Source organism: Methylobacterium sp. WL8 (genome assembly GCF_008040045.1).
Lineage (GTDB): Bacteria > Pseudomonadota > Alphaproteobacteria > Rhizobiales > Beijerinckiaceae > Methylobacterium > Methylobacterium cerastii.
Genome location: NZ_VRVF01000019.1, coordinates 18,092 through 32,443, shown reverse-complemented (window position 1 = coordinate 32,443; position 14,352 = coordinate 18,092). Strand labels below are relative to the sequence as shown.

Below are 14,352 nucleotides of genomic sequence, written 5' to 3'. Positions count from 1 at the left end.
GCGCCCATCCTCCGCAAGAAAATTACCTGCCTGTTGGCAGATAGGCGTTGACCGCTCGGAAAGGAAGGCCTAACGCTCTGTCTGCCTACTGGCAGACAGAGAGAGTCAGATGACCAGCCAAACCGCCTCCAAGCTCCAGCTTTTCACCTCGCCCTCGGCGTTCCCCAACCCACAGCGCCTGCGCATCTTCCTGCACGAGAAGGGCATCGCGGATCGGTTCGACGAGCGCGTCTACGACATGTCGCCGGTCGGCGAGCAGCGGCAGTGGCGGCACCTGAAGATGAACCCGTGGGGCGAGACGCCGACGCTGAAACTCGAGGACGGAAGCGTCATCTCGGAGACGGCGGCCATCGTCCGGTACCTCGATCAGGCCTTCCCCGGTCGGCGGATCATGGGTGATAGCCCCCTGGAGCAGGGCCTCGACACCATGTGGGACAACCGCATCTGGGTCCACATCCTCTACCGGATCGTGACCGCGTTCCACGTCCTGCATCAGGGGCTGGGGCCAAAGCTCGAACTCACCAGCAACCCGGCCTGGGGCGAGCATTGCCGCAAGGAAGCGCTGGCCCATGCGAGCCTGGTGAACCAGCACCTGTCGGACGGGCGCGAATGGCTGCTCGGCGGTGAAGCGCCGACCTTCTCGGACATCACGATGGCGACCGCGATCGCCTTCTCGAAATTCCCCGTGAACGCCACGCCGCTGGACGAACGCTTCGAGCACATCGACGCATTCTGGAAGCGCTGGCAGCAGCGGCCGACCTTCCTCGCCGCCTATGCCGACCGTCAGAGCGGTGTGCCGGAGTTGGACGACCGGGCCTGATCGACCATCGCCATTCCAGGTTGGTGCGCTGGTCGAGCCCCCTCCGACCAGCGCTCTGCCGTCATCGGGACTTCGAACGACCGCTGTGTCGCCGAATGCGGTCGTCGATCGAAGGGGTCTGGAGGGCTGCTGAGGGTCGTTGTCGGACGTTTGGCTATGGGTACCAAGCGTCGGATTTCCGCCTATCGGGCGCCGGTCGGCAGAGCCGCACGGCGCCCGCTTCGTCCCTCCCGTTACTCGGCCTTGCGCTACTCGGCCTTGCGCTTGACGATGGCCATCGTCTTCGGATCGAGCTTGAGGTCGAACTGCTTGCCCGATCCGTCGACGGCGTCGTCGACCTCGATCATGCCGTCGTCGAGCTCGATCTCCTTCCACTTGGTGAAGCCTTCTTGGCGGAGCATGGCCTCGACCTTGGCCTGCTGGTCCGGCGGCAGCTTCTCGTCGGCCAGCGCGGCACCGGTCAGGCCGGCGGCGAAGACGAGGGCGAGGGCGGTGGATGTCAGGCGCATAGCGGTTTCCGTTTGTGGTTGTCGACCGGCAGAGAACAGCCGCGCCAGAAGCCGGTTCCTGAACCGGTTCCCGAGGTTGTCAGGCTAGGGATGGCCGCCTAGGCTTAGTTTCCGTCGAGCCGAAGGCCCCCTTCCGCATGGTCACCCGCGTCGCCACCGTCGCCTTCGAGGGCATCGAGGCGCGTGCCGTCGACGTCCAGGTGCAGATCATCCCCGGCGCGGTCCACTTCAACGTGGTCGGCCTGCCGGACAAGGCGGTGGGCGAGTCGCGCGAGCGGGTGCGCGGCGCGCTGATCGCCTCCGGGCTGGCGATGCCGGCCAAGCGCATCACCGTGAACCTCGCGCCTGCCGACCTGCCGAAGGAGGGCTCGCACTACGACCTGCCGATCGCGCTCGGCGTCATGGCGGCGATCGGTGCGCTGCCCGCCGACGCGCTCGCCGGGTACTGCGTGCTGGGCGAGCTGGCCCTCGACGGCACGATCACCCCGGTCAACGGCGTGCTGCCGGCGGCGATGGCGGCGAGTGCACGCGGCCTCGGGCTGATCTGCCCCGCCGCGACCGGGCCGGAGGCGGCCTGGGCCGGCGGCGACCTCGACGTTCTGGCGCCGCGCTCGCTCATCCAGCTCGCCAACCACTTCAAGGGCACGCAGGTGATGGCGCGGCCGGTCCCCGCGGTCGCCGCCCCGGGCCCGCCCCTGCCGGACCTCCGCGACATCAAGGGCCAGGAGGGCGCCAAGCGCGCGCTCGAGATCGCCGCGGCAGGCGGCCACAACGTCCTGTTCAATGGGCCGCCCGGCTCCGGCAAGTCGATGCTCGCTGCGCGACTCCCCTCGATCCTGTCGCCGCTGACGCCGCGGGAACTCCTCGCGGTCTCGATGATCCAGTCGGTGGCCGGCGAGCTGAAGGAGGGGCGGCTGTCCGACCGGCGGCCGTTCCGGCAGCCGCACCACTCGGCCTCGATGGCTGCTTTGGTCGGCGGCGGCATCAACGCCCGGCCCGGCGAGGCTTCGCTGGCGCATGGCGGCGTGCTGTTCCTCGACGAGCTGCCCGAGTTCACGCCGCAGGTGCTCGATTCGCTGCGCCAGCCGATGGAGACCGGCGAGATCATGATCGCGCGGGCCAACCACCGCATCACCTATCCGGCCCGCTTCCAGCTCGTCGCCGCGATGAACCCCTGCCGCTGCGGGCAAGCGCTGGAGCCGGGCTACGCCTGCCGGCGCGGGCCGAACGAGCGCTGCATGGCGCAGTACGGCGCCCGCATCTCGGGGCCGCTGCTCGATCGGATCGATCTGCGCATCGAGGTTGCCGCCGTCACCGCCGCCGACCTGATCCTACCGCCGCCGGCCGAAGGCTCGCGCGAGACCGCCCTTCGGGTGGCCGCCGCGCGCGGGCGCCAGACCGCCCGCTACGACGCCGAGGGCTTGGCCGCGGGCACCACCAACGCCACCTGCCCGGCCAGCCTGATCGAGCGGGTCGCCGCGCCGGACGCGGACGGCGCCGCGCTGATCCGCACGGCGGCCGAGAGCATGCGCCTCACCGCCCGCGGCTTCCACCGGACGCTCCGCGTCGCCCGCACCCTCGCCGACCTCGACGGCGAGCCGACGGTCCGCCGCCTGCACTTGCCGGAGGCGCTGTCCTATCGCGGGCGGGCGGAGAAGCCGGCGTCGTGAGGCCTAACCGTCGAGTTCGGCGTAGCGCCGGAAGATGCCCTGTTCGTTGAACGGGATGCGCCGCGGGCTGGCGAGATAGGCCGCGATCCGCCGGCGTCGGGCGACCGCTGCGTGGAGCGCGGCCACGCGCGGGTGGTCGGGGAGCTGCGCGGCCATGGCCTTCGGGAAGGCGTAGCGCAGGCCGTCGACGAGCTGGAACAGCGACAGGTCGGCGTAGCTCAAGCGCTCGCCGACGAGATGGGTGCCGCCGTTGCGCGACAGCACGTGCTCGAACCAGGCCAGGAACTCGGGGATGCGGTCGGCGCGAAAATGCGCGGCGCGGCGGGCGGCTTCCGCCTTCTGGTCCTCGTAGGCGAGGCCGACCGCGACCGGATGGTGGGTGTCGTGCGCCTCGGCCACCATGTCGGCGATGGTGAGCTGGATCTGGTGGGTCCAGATCCGCTCGTCCTCGCTCGCGCCGACGAGGTCGAGCCGGGGGCCGAGATAGAGCAGGATCGCCGCCGTCTGCCCGACGACCCGGTCGCCGTCGCGCAGGAAGGGCGGGGCGAAGGCCGGGCGCGGCTCGTCGAGATCCTCGAGGATCCGCGTCAGCGCCGGCAGGCCGAGTCCGTCGGTCTCGGGCTCGCGGGCGACGTCGACGTAAGCCGCGCCGGCCTCTTCGAGGGCGAGGCGCACGAATTCGCCGCGCCCCTGCAGCATCGGCCAGTAGTAGAGTTCGTAGGCCATCGCGGAAGCGCTACGCGAGACCAGTCACTCGCCCGGCGCCTCGTCCGCGGCGGCCGGGGGCTCGGCGCTGGCGACGGTCTTGCGCTCCAGCATCGGCTGGAGGCGAAGGGCGAGCTGCTGGTCGAGATGGCGCGCGTAGGCGCCCTTGAAGTACTTGGCGCCGGTGCCGCGGCCGAAGAGGCGGTCGTGCGTCGCGATCATCGCGTCGACCTCGGGGCGGCATAAGAAGCCGATCACCCCCGCGGCCTGGAACCAGCGGCCGGCGCGGGCGTGGTTCATCGCGCCGGGGTTGGCCATCACCGTCTCGGCGAAGCAATCGGTCGCGGCCTGCTGCAACGGCGCCATCGCCGTGTCGGCATCGGGCTTTTGGCGTTCGCGCGCCGTGGCCGGCGCGAGGGCGAGAACGAATGCGAGCGCACCGAGCAGCGGGGTCTTCATCGCGCGGGAAGCCTCGAACGAGGGATCGATCGAGCGGAGTATTCCCCAGGGATCGTGTCGGGAACAGGGCCATCCACGCTGCGACGCGAACGCGCGCAGCGATCATGGATCACCGTCGCTTCCGAGTCACAGACGGAGGTCGCCGGGACGAACCTGCGTTCGCGCCCGGGAGGAAACGCTATCCGCGCCGTTCGGCGTTCCAGCGGCCGCTGCAGCCGGGGGCGCCGTCGGTGGACCACGTGCCGGCGCCGGTGCCCTGGCGGCCGAGGCGGCCGACGACGTTGGCGGTCGCCGACCCGTTGGAGATCGCGGCGCGCACGGCGCCGTTGCTCGCCACGCGCCCGCTGATCGAGAAGTCGCCGCCGGGATAGCTCGCCTGCCCGCGCTCGATGCGCACGCCGTAGCGGTACGCCCGGTCGCAGATGCCGGATTCGGTGATGACCTCAATGCTCCAGTTGCCGTCGTAGCGGTTCGGGATCTGGACCTTCTTCCGCGCCGCGTCGGCGGGGCTGAGGCCGCCGGCTGCGAGGATGAGGAAGGCGGCGGCCAGCGTCAGTGCTTTCATTCGGATCCCGGTCGAGCGCGCGTGTCGCGAGGCCCGCACGCGCCGTTCGGGCGTGCGGGCCTGTCCGCATCGAAACACGCGACGGCCGGATCGGTTGCCGATTTCCAGGCTCAGGCGCGGGCGGCCCGCCGCAGGGCGTCGTTGAGCAGGGCCAGGAGGTCGCCGCCGGCATGCAGGAAGCCGTGGACGCCCGCCGCCTGCAGCGGCTCGGCCAGCTCCGCCGCCGGCTTGCCGGCGAGGTAGGTCGTCCCGGCGCCGGCCGCCTTGAGGGCGGTCGCCGCGGCGACCGCGCGCGCCTCGTAGACCTTGTCCGACGAGCACAGGCAGGCGAGCGCGGCTCCGGACGCCGTGAACGCTTCGGCGAGGCTCGCCTCGTCGGCGAACCCGTCGTTGCTCAGGGCCTCGATCCCGCCGGCGGCGAAGGCGTTGGCGGCGAAGGTCGAGCGCGCGTTGAACACCGCCACCGGGCCGAGGTTGGCCAGGAACACCTGCGGGCGCTTGCCGCCCTTGGCGAGGAGGCCGTCGGAGGCGTCGCGCAACGCCTCGTAGGGCTCGGCCAGCCGCTGCGAGGGAAGCGCGTCGCAGGCGACCGCGGCCCCGGTGCCGAAGCTCGCGGCCGGCGCGGGCGGCACGGGCGCCACGTCGAGCACCGCCACCGGCTTCTCGGCGAGGTACGGGAACTCGGTGGCGCCTGTCAGCGCCTCGCGCCGGGTCGCGACGTTCTTCGCGCGGGTCTCGCGGGTGGCCTCGATCCGGCGCTGGAGCTTGCCGACGCTGAGCGAGGCGACGATGCCGCCCTCGCGCTCGATCGCCTGGAATGCTTCCCAGCCGGCCTCGGCCAGCTGCGCGGTCAGGCTCTCGAAGCCGCCGGCGCCCGCCGCAGGGTCGGCGACGCGGGCGAGGTTCGATTCCTCGATCAGGACGATCTGGCTGTTGCGCGCCACCCGCCGGGCGAAGGCGTCGGGGAGGCCGAGCGCCTGGGTGTAGGGCAGGGCGGTGACGGCGTCCGCGCCGCCGAGGCCGGCGCCGGTCGCGGCCATCGCGGTCCGCAGGATATTCACGAAGGGGTCGCGCCGGGTCATCATCCGCCACGCGGTCTCGGCGTGGAGCCGCAGCGGCTTCGGGTCGAGGCCGCAGGCCTGCTCGATACGGGCCCAGAGCCGGCGCATCGCCCGGAACTTCGCGATGGTGAGGAACTCGTCGGCATCGGTCACGAGCAGGATGCCGACCGCGTCGCGGGCGCGTTCGAGCGTAATCCCTTCCGCCTCCAGCGCCCGGAGGTAGGCCACCGCCGTCGCGAGCACCGCGCCGAGCTCGGCCGCCTCGCCGGCGCCGGCCTCGTGGTAGGGTCGTCCGTCGGCCAGGAGCGCGCGCCCGGCAAAGCCGGCTGCATCGAAGTCCTTCATCGCTCGGCCCAGCTTGGGCGCGATCTCGGACCACACCGCCCCGAGGGTGCCGGAGGCGGCGAGCGTGCCGACGGGATCGATGCCGAGGTCGATGTCGCAGGCCGACAGGTCCTCGCCGCGCGCCTTGGCGAGGTCGAGGACGAGGCGGGCGGCTTCCAGCCCGAGCGGGCCGGCGTCGACCCGCAGCCCGATCAGCGGCAGCATGACGCCGGAGAGCGCCGCCTCCAACTCCTCCACGGTGCGGGCGGTGAGGCCGTAGCCGTGGGCGGCGGGCGCGCCGGAGAACACCAGGGTCAGCGCGTCGGCGCCGCCTTCGAGGTCGGCCAACACCTGCCGGTTCGCCTGCTCGATATCAGGGTGGTCGACGCGCTGGGCGATCCGCCACGGTCCGGGAGCGCGGACCGGCTGCGGCGCCGGCTCGGCCGCCTCGTAGAGCGGTTCGATGCGCAGGCCGTCCGCGGTCTTGGAGACGAGGCGCTTCTCGAAGTCGGCGCCCTTCAGAACGCTCTCGACGAGGCCGAGCCAGCGCGCGCGGGTCGCGGGCTCGAAGAGGTCGGCAAGCGGTCTGTCTTCCATCGCAGCGGGCCTTCAAACGGTGCCGGGATGCGGGTCTTTCGCCCGATCTCCCCATCCGTCTGCCCTCGCACGGCCCCGCTGGCGAGGCAATCGACCGGGATGCGCGTATTTTCTATCCAAAGATGATCAGGCCGGCGAACCCCGCCGAGCCGACGATGATGCGCCACCAGGCGAACAGCCAGAACCCGTGGCGGGAGACGTAGTCGAGCACCGTCCGCACGACGACCAGCGCCGAGACGAAGGCCACCACGAAGCCGATGGCGATCAGGCCGACGTCGTCGCTGCCGAGGTTCCTGTAGTTGTCGAGCAGGTCCTTGGCGAAGGCGCCGGCCATGGTCGGCATCGCGAGGTAGAACGAGAACTCGGTGGCCGAACGCTTGTCGGCGCCCATCAGCATCGCGCCGACGATGGTGGCGCCCGAGCGCGACACGCCCGGGATCATCGCCAGGCACTGGAAGATGCCGATCTTCAGGTCCATTGGCAGGGTGAAGTCGTAGACGTCGGTCTTCTTCACCTCGAGCTCGGTGTCGTCGAGGACGAGCAGCACGAGCCCGCCCGCGACCAGCGTCGCGCAGACGATCCACGGATTGAACAGGTAGGCCTTGATCACCTTCGAGAACAGGCCGCCGACGATCGCCGCCGGCAGGAAGGCGACGAGGATGCCGAGGACGAACCGGCGCGCCTTCGGGTCGTTCGGCAGGGCGAAGGCGATGCCCAGGAGCCGGCGGAAGTACACCGCCAGGATCGCCAGGATCGCGCCGAGCTGGATCAGCACCTCGAAGGTGTTGTTGGGCGAGTGGAACCCGATGAAGTGCCCGACCAGCAACTGGTGGCCGGTGGAGGAGACCGGGATGAACTCGGTCGCGCCCTCCACGACCGCGAGCACGACCGCCTTCGCGATGCTCATCGCATCCATCATCGCAGATCTCGCATCATCGCTCGCCTCGGCCGCGCGCGAAGGCGACCGGCCTGGTGGGTTGGAATCGCCGCCCGGTGCGGCGGCGCGCCCACGGTTCGCCGATCAGGGTGAACGGGCGGTTACCGCGACCGGTGCGGCGTGTTAATGAGGCGGCAACGATCGGGCAATAACGATGCATCCAAGCCCGGTCCCGCGGGGTATCCCGTGCGGCGCGTCCCGCCGGCAGCCCCCCTCGTCCGACAACGGCCTCGATGGCGACGCTCTATCACTTTCCCTTCTGCGCCAACTCCCGCTTCATCCGCCTCGTCCTGGCCGAGATGGGCCTGGAGCCGAGCCTCGTCGAGGAGCGGCCCTGGGACAGGCGCGACGCGTTCCTGCTGATCAATCCGGCCGGCACCACGCCGGTGCTGATGGAGCAGGGCGGCCTCGTCGTGCCCGGCGGCGGCATCATCGCGGAATACCTCGACGAGACCCGCGGCCTCGGGCTCACCGGCCGCCGGCTGATGCCGGACCATCCGGCCGAGCGCGTCGAGGTGCGCCGGCTGATGGACTGGTTCCTGGTCAAGTTCGACGCCGAGGTGACCGGCTACCTCGTGACCGAGAAGATCGCGAAGCGCTTCATGACGAGCGCCACCGGCGGCGGCCCGCCGGACATGAACGCGATCCGCGCCGCCCGCACCAACGTGCGCTACCACCTGAAATACATCGGCTACCTCATGGCCCGCCGCCGCTGGATCGCCGGCGACCACCTGACCTACGCCGACCTCGCGGCCGCCGCGCACCTGAGCTGCGTCGACTACCTCGGCGACGTGCCGTGGGACGAGGACGAGACGGCGCGGGACTGGTACGCGCGGGTCAAGTCGCGGCCCTCCTTCCGGGCGTTGCTGGCCGACCGGGTCGCGGGCATGCCGCCGGCCGGGCATTACGCGGATCTGGATTTCTGAGCGACCGCCGCACCTTCGCCGGCGCCGAGCTGCGCCGCCTCGTCGAGGCCCGCGCCCGCCACCTCGGCTTCTGCGACGTGCAGGTCACCCGCCCGGAGGCGGTGCCGGAGTTGCCCGGCCGCCTCGCCGCGTGGCTGGGCGAGGGCGCCCACGGCACGATGGACTGGATGCAGGACCGCGCCGACCAGCGCGCCTCACCCAGGACCTTGTGGCCGGGGGTGCGCAGCATCATCGTGCTGGCCACGAATTACGGCCCCGAAACCGATCCGCTCGACCTTCTGGCGAGGAAGGATCGCGGGGCGATCGCGGCCTACGCCCAGCGCCGCGACTATCACGACGTGGTGAAGGGGCGGCTGAAGGAGCTCGGCGGCTACCTCTCGGCGAAGGGCGACGTGCGGGTGAAGGTGTTCTGCGACACCGCACCCGTGATGGAGAAGCCGCTGGCCGCCGCCGCCGGCCTCGGCTGGCAGGGCAAGCACACGGTGCTGCTGTCGCGCCGCCACGGCAACTGGCTGCTGCTCGGCGCGATCTACACCTCCGCCGAGCTGGAGCCGGATGCGCCCGAGACCGACCGTTGCGGCTCCTGCCGCGCCTGCCTCGACGTCTGCCCGACGAACGCCTTCCCGGCCCCCTACCGCTTGGATGCACGGCGCTGCATCTCCTACCTGACGATCGAGCATGCCGGCCCGATCGCGCCGGAGTTCCGCAAGGCGATCGGCAACCGGGTGTTCGGCTGCGACGACTGCCTCGCGATCTGCCCCTGGAACAAGTTCGCCCACGCGGCGCGCGACGCGCGCATGGCGGCCGACCCCGCCTTCGACGCGCCGCCGCTTGCCGAACTCGCCGGCCTCGACGACGCCGCCTTCCGCACGCGGTTCGCGGGCACGCCGGTGAAGCGCACCGGCCGCGACCGCTTCCTGCGCAACGTCCTGATCGCGGTGGGCAACTCGGGCGATCCCGCGCTGGCCGCCTCCGCCGAGCGAAACTTGGGCGACGCGTCGGCGATCGTGCGCGGCATGGCGGTCTGGGCCTGCGGCGCGCTGCTCGGTCCCGCGGCCTGCCGCCCCCTTTACGAACGTCATGGGCTCGGCGAGACCGACCCGGACGTGCTGGCCGAATGGCGCGCTCTCTTGGACCCGCCGGAGGAGACCTGATCGATGACCCTCTTCGTGTTCGGCCTCGGCTTTTCCGCCCGGCGCTTCGCGGAGGCCGCCCGCGACCGCTTCCCGCAGATCTGCGCCACCGTTACCGACGCGGACAAGGCGCGGGCGCTCGAGGCCGAGACCGGGCTGTCGATGCGCGCCTTCGGCCCCGAGGCAGACGACCGGCGCATCCCCGCCGACCTCGCGGCGGCCGACGCGCTCCTCGTCTCCGTCCCGCCCGACCGCGACGGCGATCCGGTGCTGCGCCGTTTCCGCGACGACATCGCCCGGAGCCGGATCGGCTGGATCGGCTACCTCTCGACCATCGGCGTCTACGGCGACCACGACGGCGCCTGGATCGACGAGGCGACGCCGGCCACCCCGAAGAGCGCGCGCTCGCAGGGGCGGCTCGCCGTCGAGAACGCGTGGCTCTCGCTCGGGGCCGAGACCGGCAAGGCCGTGCAGGTGTTCCGGCTGTCGGGCATCTACGGCCCCGGCCGCAACCCGATCGTGAAGCTGCGGGACGGCCGGTCCCAGCGCATCGTGAAAGCGGGACAGGTCTTCAACCGCATCCACATCGACGACATCGCCGCGACGCTGCTGGCCTCCCTCGACCGCCCGCGCAACGGCGCGGTCTACAACGTCACTGACGACGAGCCGGCCGCGCCCCAGACCGTGACGGAATACGCAGCCAGGCTCACCGGCCTTCCCCTACCGCCTGAGGTCGACTTCGAGACCGCCGACCTCTCGCCGATGGCGCGTAGCTTCTACGGCGAGAACAAGCGCGTGCGGAACCGCCTGATCCGCGAGGAACTCGGCGTCGAACTCGCCTACCCCACCTACCGGGAGGGGCTGCAGGCGCTGAAGGACGAGGCGGCCGGCTGAGGGCGCCGCCCCGTCTTCACGGTTTCCGCGGCGGCACGTGCGCGTCGAGCCAGGCGGTCAGCCAGGCGGCGACGTCGAGGCTGTTCCGGTCCTGCATCAGCATGTGCGAGTTGCCCTTCAGGCCGACGTCGGCCAGCAGCACCAGCTCGGCCTTGCCGCCGGCCTTGTTGGCGGCCTCGACGAAGGCGCGGCAGAGCTTCAGCCGCGGCGCCCAGCGCGGCGCCAACTCGACGTAGTCGCCCCACAGCACGAGGATCGGCAGGTCCCTGTAGGGCGCCATGTCGTCCTTGGCCGGATCGGGGCAGGCCGCCGGCTCGATCGCCACGAGGCCGCGGATGCCGGCGCGGTCGAGCGCCGCGGTCTGGAACGGGTAGATACCAGATTGCGAGTGGCTGATCAGGATCGCGCCGTCCAACGTCTTCGCCAACTCGGACAGGGCGGGGACGGTCGGGTTCGGGGTCGGCAGGGTCGCGGCCCAGTCGGCGACCATCTGCTTCCAGAACTCGCCCTGCGCCTCCAGCGGGAACTGCATCCCGGGGAAGACCTCCGGGTATTTCGGGCCGAAGCGGAAGATCGCCCAGGCCGGTTCCTGGCCGGCCGAGACCACCGGCGGCAGCGTCTCCGGCGCGGCCTTGCCGGTCTTCACCGCATTGATCGCGGACGGGTCGACCGCAGAGCGGCCGCGGCCGGCCTGGTCGATCACGTAGGTGGGAAAGCCGGCGCGGACGAAGAACTCGTCCCAGCCCATGCGCCCGTCCGGCGTCGTCTCCCAGGTCTTGCCGGTGAGGCAGCAACCGTGGATCAGGACGACGGGGGGACGCTTGGCCTCCACCGGGACCTGGTAGCGCACGTAGACCTGGTCGACGGCGATCGTGCCCGAGGGCGCGTAGGCCGGCAGCGTCGAGAGCGTGTCCGAGGCGACGCTGCGGCCGCCGACGAAGAAGCTGCCCTGCCGGGCGATGGTCAACGGCCCCAAAGGCTCGGCGGCCGCCGCCCCGGTCATCAGGCCGCCCGCGAGGGCGACGGCGGCGAGCTGCCGGCGAAGCGGCTTTGAGGTTTCCTCGGACATGCGCTTCCCGGGCTTTTCCGCGACGCCGTCTTCCTGCGCCGCGACCCGGAGCCTAGCACCGTCGCACCCGCCGGCATCAACCGGAGGGTGCAACGGCGAGACGATCAGGCCGAGAGTTCACGCTCGACGCGGGCGGCGGCCTCGGGCGGCACGTCGAGGGCCTCCGCCAGCATCTTGAGGAACTGGCGCTCCTGCATCGTGTCGAGGTCGATTGCCAGCGCCGCCGCGGCATAGATCCGTGCGGCGGCTTCGGCATCGTCCACCGCGTCGGCGATCTCGTCGATCTCGGCCGGGTTGCCGAGCTCGCGCTCGAGCCAGGCGCGCCCGTCGCGGTCGATGCCGGCGGCCGCCACCGCCTCGTCGAGGCGGCGGCGCTCGGCCGCGTCGACCACGCCGTCGGCGACCGTCGCGGCCACCATCGCCCGCAGCATCAGGCGCGCCTCGTCCTCCGGCACGTCCTGGAAGGCCGCCGTCTCGGTCGCGTCCGCCTTGCCGCCGCGTAGCGACCGGTAGGCGAGGCCGCCGATCAGGGCGAGGCCGCCGAGCGCTGCGCCGGCGAGCGCGCCGCCGCGCGCCTTGACCAGGGCGTCGACGATCCCCTTGGCGTCGAGGGCTTTTTTCGGGGCGCCGGACGTCTTGGCATCCGGGGTTCTGTTCGAGTCGGGCATCGCGGGGTACCTTCGAAGGCGGGACAGGATCGGACCGGCAACCATCGGCCGGGGCCAAGGTTCATCCGCGTGTGTCGCCGCGCCGGTTGCCGGATGCGGGCGCGGCGGCGATATGGAGCGGCACCGGCGGTCTTCCGTCCCGAACCCGTCGCCGCATCCGAGAGGCCATGACGACAGTCGCCCGTTCCCGAGCCCCGAGCCTGCCCCTACGGGACGCCGAGCGCGCCAGGCGCATCGCGGCGGCCGCGGCCTCGGCCCTGCGGCGCGAGCTCGACACCTACCCGAAGCCCGGCCTCGTCAGCCGCATCGACAGCGGCAGCCATGCCGACATGGACGCCGCCACCTTCGCGGCGAGCACGGCGGCGATCGAGCCCTACCTCGCCGACCTCGCCGCCTCCGGCGCCCAGGGTGCGACGATGCCCGAGCTTCGGCGCATCGGGATCGCGGCGGAGGCGGCGATGCGCGCGGCGACCGGGGGCGTGAACACCCATCGCGGCGCGATCTTCGGCCTCGGCCTGCTCTGCGCGGCCGCGGGTTCGTTCTCCGGGGAGACCATCCCCGCCGGCGGGCTCGGCGACCGGGTCCGCCAGCGCTACGGCGCGGACATCCTCGACGGCCCGGTTCTGCTGCGCGCGCCCGGGGCCGAGGCCCGGCGCCGGCACGGGGTCGGCGGCGCGCCGCGCGAGGCGGCCTCCGGCTTCCCGAGCGTCTACGAGGTCGGCCTTCCGGCGCTGGCCCGCGGCCGGCGCCTGCGCCCGGACGACCCGGAGGCGGCGCACGTCGAGGCCTGCCTCGCGCTGATCGCGACGGTGGAGGACACAAACCTGCTCCATCGCGGCGGCGAGGCCGGCTACGCCTTCGCCCGCGACGCGGCCGCCGGCTTCATCGCGGCCGGCGGCGTCGGGCAGACGGCGTGGCGCGAGGCGGCCGAAGCCCTCCACCACGTTTTCGTCGCCCAGAACCTCAGCCCCGGCGGCGCGGCCGACCTGCTGGCGATGACGCTGTTCGTGGATGCGATCGAGGCGCCGCCTCCGTGACGCTGGCGATCCTCTGTTCGGGGCAGGGCGGCCAGCACCCGGGCATGTTCGACCTCACCGCCGGGCTGCCGGCGGCGCAGGCCGTGTTCGCGGCGGCCAAGCCGCTCCTCGGCGCCGACCCGCGCGACATCGCGCGGGCGGGCGGCGCGGCCCTCAACGAGAACCGCACCGGGCAGATCCTGTGCTGCGTCGCGGCGCTCGCCGGCTGGACCATCGTCGCCGCATCCGCCCCGGCGCGCCGCATCGTCGCCGGCTACAGCATCGGCGACCTCGCCGCCTGGGGCTGCGCGGGGCGCTTCTCGGTCGAGACCGTGCTGGCGCTCGCCGCCGCCCGCGCCGAGGCGATGGATGCGGCCTCGGGCGTGGGGCACGGCCTCGCCGGCATCCGCGGCCTGCCGCAGGCGCGGAGCGCGGACATGGCAAGCGCGCATGGCTGCCACCTTGCGATCCGCAACGCGCCCGACAGCGTCGTCGTCGGCGGGCCGGTCGATGCGTTGGAGGCCGTCTGCCGCGCGGCGCTCGCCGCCGGGGCGCAGCGCGCGGTGGTGCTGCCGGTGCGGACGCCGTCGCACACGCCGCTCCTCGCCGCCGCCGCCCTGCGCTTCGGCGAGATCCTGCGCGCGGCACCTCAGGAAAAGCCGCCGCGCCCCGGCCCGCGCCTCGTCGGCGGTCTCGACGGCACCGCGGTGTTCGACGCCGCCGCCGGGCTCGACAAACTCGCGCGCCAGATCGCGCAGACGATCGACTGGGCGGCCTGCCTCGACACCTGCCGGGAATACGGCACGACCACCGTACTCGAACTCGGCCCCGGCCACGCGCTGGCGACCATGGCCGGCTCGGCGATCCCCGACGCGCGGGTGCGGGCGCTGGAGGATTTTCGCACCGCGGCGGGCGTGACGGAGTGGCTCGCCGGTTGAGGCGTCGTCAGCCGCGACGTCGATCCGCCGGGCGCCAAGCTGTCGTATCCCGACGCTGCCG

Annotated in this window: 15 protein-coding genes; 7 read left to right on the top strand and 8 right to left on the bottom strand. The window is 72.3% G+C overall.

The window, feature by feature from the left end:
- The first annotated feature begins 109 nt into the window (after positions 1 to 109).
- A complete protein-coding gene (locus tag FV234_RS09415; protein ID WP_147750433.1) occupies positions 110 to 820 on the top strand; it encodes a glutathione S-transferase N-terminal domain-containing protein in 711 nt (236 codons plus the stop codon).
- Positions 821 to 1,068: 248 nt separating this feature from the next.
- On the opposite strand, the gene FV234_RS09410 is transcribed toward FV234_RS09415, so the two are convergent.
- Positions 1,069 to 1,329: a PepSY domain-containing protein gene (locus tag FV234_RS09410; protein ID WP_147828897.1), complete on the bottom strand. Its 261-nt coding sequence runs from the start codon at positions 1,327 to 1,329 to the stop codon at positions 1,069 to 1,071.
- A gap of 137 nt (positions 1,330 to 1,466) precedes the next feature.
- Here FV234_RS09410 and FV234_RS09405 point away from each other — a divergent pair, with 137 nt between their 5' ends.
- A complete protein-coding gene (locus tag FV234_RS09405) occupies positions 1,467 to 2,999 on the top strand; it encodes a YifB family Mg chelatase-like AAA ATPase (RefSeq protein ID WP_147828895.1) in 1,533 nt (510 codons plus the stop codon).
- A 3-nt stretch (positions 3,000 to 3,002) separates the two neighbouring features.
- On the opposite strand, the gene FV234_RS09400 is transcribed toward FV234_RS09405, so the two are convergent.
- From FV234_RS09400 to FV234_RS09380, 5 genes are all read right to left on the bottom strand, one after another.
- Entirely contained in the window at positions 3,003 to 3,725 is a 723-nt protein-coding gene (locus tag FV234_RS09400; protein ID WP_147828893.1) for a glutathione S-transferase, read from the bottom strand.
- A 24-nt stretch (positions 3,726 to 3,749) separates the two neighbouring features.
- Positions 3,750 to 4,163, bottom strand: a complete 414-nt coding sequence (locus FV234_RS09395; RefSeq protein WP_147828891.1) for a hypothetical protein — start codon at positions 4,161 to 4,163, stop codon at positions 3,750 to 3,752.
- Positions 4,164 to 4,341: 178 nt separating this feature from the next.
- On the bottom strand, positions 4,342 to 4,728 hold the full coding sequence (locus tag FV234_RS09390) for a hypothetical protein (protein ID WP_147828889.1): 387 nt from the start codon (positions 4,726 to 4,728) through the stop codon (positions 4,342 to 4,344).
- Positions 4,729 to 4,838: 110 nt separating this feature from the next.
- Complete coding sequence (locus tag FV234_RS09385; protein ID WP_147828887.1) at positions 4,839 to 6,710, bottom strand: methylmalonyl-CoA mutase subunit beta; 1,872 nt, start codon at positions 6,708 to 6,710, stop codon at positions 4,839 to 4,841.
- A gap of 112 nt (positions 6,711 to 6,822) precedes the next feature.
- Positions 6,823 to 7,626: an undecaprenyl-diphosphate phosphatase gene (locus FV234_RS09380; RefSeq protein ID WP_147828951.1), complete on the bottom strand. Its 804-nt coding sequence runs from the start codon at positions 7,624 to 7,626 to the stop codon at positions 6,823 to 6,825.
- Positions 7,627 to 7,880: 254 nt separating this feature from the next.
- On the opposite strand from FV234_RS09380, the gene FV234_RS09375 reads away from it, so the two are divergent.
- Genes FV234_RS09375 through FV234_RS09365 form a run of 3 tightly spaced genes read left to right on the top strand, consistent with a single transcriptional unit; the run spans position 7,881 to position 10,600 of the window.
- On the top strand, positions 7,881 to 8,573 hold the full coding sequence (locus FV234_RS09375) for a glutathione S-transferase family protein (protein ID WP_147750396.1): 693 nt from the start codon (positions 7,881 to 7,883) through the stop codon (positions 8,571 to 8,573).
- 29 nt (positions 8,574 to 8,602) lie between these two features.
- Positions 8,603 to 9,727, top strand: coding sequence for a tRNA epoxyqueuosine(34) reductase QueG (gene queG, locus FV234_RS09370; protein WP_147828949.1), 1,125 nt, complete (start codon positions 8,603 to 8,605; stop codon positions 9,725 to 9,727).
- Between the two features lie 3 nt (positions 9,728 to 9,730).
- Positions 9,731 to 10,600, top strand: coding sequence for an SDR family oxidoreductase (locus FV234_RS09365; protein ID WP_147828885.1), 870 nt, complete (start codon positions 9,731 to 9,733; stop codon positions 10,598 to 10,600).
- Positions 10,601 to 10,616: 16 nt separating this feature from the next.
- Here FV234_RS09365 and FV234_RS09360 read toward each other — a convergent pair whose 3' ends face one another.
- Both FV234_RS09360 and FV234_RS09355 read right to left on the bottom strand, forming a co-directional pair.
- Complete coding sequence (locus FV234_RS09360) at positions 10,617 to 11,669, bottom strand: esterase (RefSeq protein ID WP_147828883.1); 1,053 nt, start codon at positions 11,667 to 11,669, stop codon at positions 10,617 to 10,619.
- Between the two features lie 104 nt (positions 11,670 to 11,773).
- Positions 11,774 to 12,337 (bottom strand): DUF533 domain-containing protein, encoded by a 564-nt coding sequence (locus tag FV234_RS09355; protein ID WP_147828881.1) that lies wholly within the window; start codon positions 12,335 to 12,337, stop codon positions 11,774 to 11,776.
- Between the two features lie 167 nt (positions 12,338 to 12,504).
- Here FV234_RS09355 and mdcB point away from each other — a divergent pair, with 167 nt between their 5' ends.
- Positions 12,505 to 13,374: a triphosphoribosyl-dephospho-CoA synthase MdcB gene (gene mdcB / locus FV234_RS09350; protein WP_147828879.1), complete on the top strand. Its 870-nt coding sequence runs from the start codon at positions 12,505 to 12,507 to the stop codon at positions 13,372 to 13,374.
- Positions 13,371 to 14,291 (top strand): acyltransferase domain-containing protein, encoded by a 921-nt coding sequence (locus tag FV234_RS09345; protein ID WP_147828877.1) that lies wholly within the window; start codon positions 13,371 to 13,373, stop codon positions 14,289 to 14,291. The genes mdcB and FV234_RS09345 overlap by 4 nt, the downstream gene beginning before the upstream one ends.
- Positions 14,292 to 14,352 lie beyond the last annotated feature (61 nt).

Bases quoted from the DNA above. Each gene is read 5' to 3' on its own strand.
- FV234_RS09375 (WP_147750396.1), top strand. From the start codon at position 7,881: ATGGCGACGCTCTATCACTTTCCCTTCTGCGCCAACTCCCGCTTCATC.
- FV234_RS09415 (WP_147750433.1), top strand. From the start codon at position 110: ATGACCAGCCAAACCGCCTCCAAGCTCCAGCTTTTCACCTCGCCCTCG.
- FV234_RS09405 (WP_147828895.1), top strand. From the start codon at position 1,467: ATGGTCACCCGCGTCGCCACCGTCGCCTTCGAGGGCATCGAGGCGCGT.
- FV234_RS09400 (WP_147828893.1), bottom strand. From the start codon at position 3,725: ATGGCCTACGAACTCTACTACTGGCCGATGCTGCAGGGGCGCGGCGAA.
- mdcB (WP_147828879.1), top strand. From the start codon at position 12,505: ATGACGACAGTCGCCCGTTCCCGAGCCCCGAGCCTGCCCCTACGGGAC.
- FV234_RS09380 (WP_147828951.1), bottom strand. From the start codon at position 7,626: ATGGATGCGATGAGCATCGCGAAGGCGGTCGTGCTCGCGGTCGTGGAG.
- FV234_RS09385 (WP_147828887.1), bottom strand. From the start codon at position 6,710: ATGGAAGACAGACCGCTTGCCGACCTCTTCGAGCCCGCGACCCGCGCG.
- FV234_RS09390 (WP_147828889.1), bottom strand. From the start codon at position 4,728: ATGAAAGCACTGACGCTGGCCGCCGCCTTCCTCATCCTCGCAGCCGGC.
- FV234_RS09395 (WP_147828891.1), bottom strand. From the start codon at position 4,163: ATGAAGACCCCGCTGCTCGGTGCGCTCGCATTCGTTCTCGCCCTCGCG.
- FV234_RS09360 (WP_147828883.1), bottom strand. From the start codon at position 11,669: ATGTCCGAGGAAACCTCAAAGCCGCTTCGCCGGCAGCTCGCCGCCGTC.
- FV234_RS09355 (WP_147828881.1), bottom strand. From the start codon at position 12,337: ATGCCCGACTCGAACAGAACCCCGGATGCCAAGACGTCCGGCGCCCCG.
- FV234_RS09410 (WP_147828897.1), bottom strand. From the start codon at position 1,329: ATGCGCCTGACATCCACCGCCCTCGCCCTCGTCTTCGCCGCCGGCCTG.
- FV234_RS09365 (WP_147828885.1), top strand. From the start codon at position 9,731: ATGACCCTCTTCGTGTTCGGCCTCGGCTTTTCCGCCCGGCGCTTCGCG.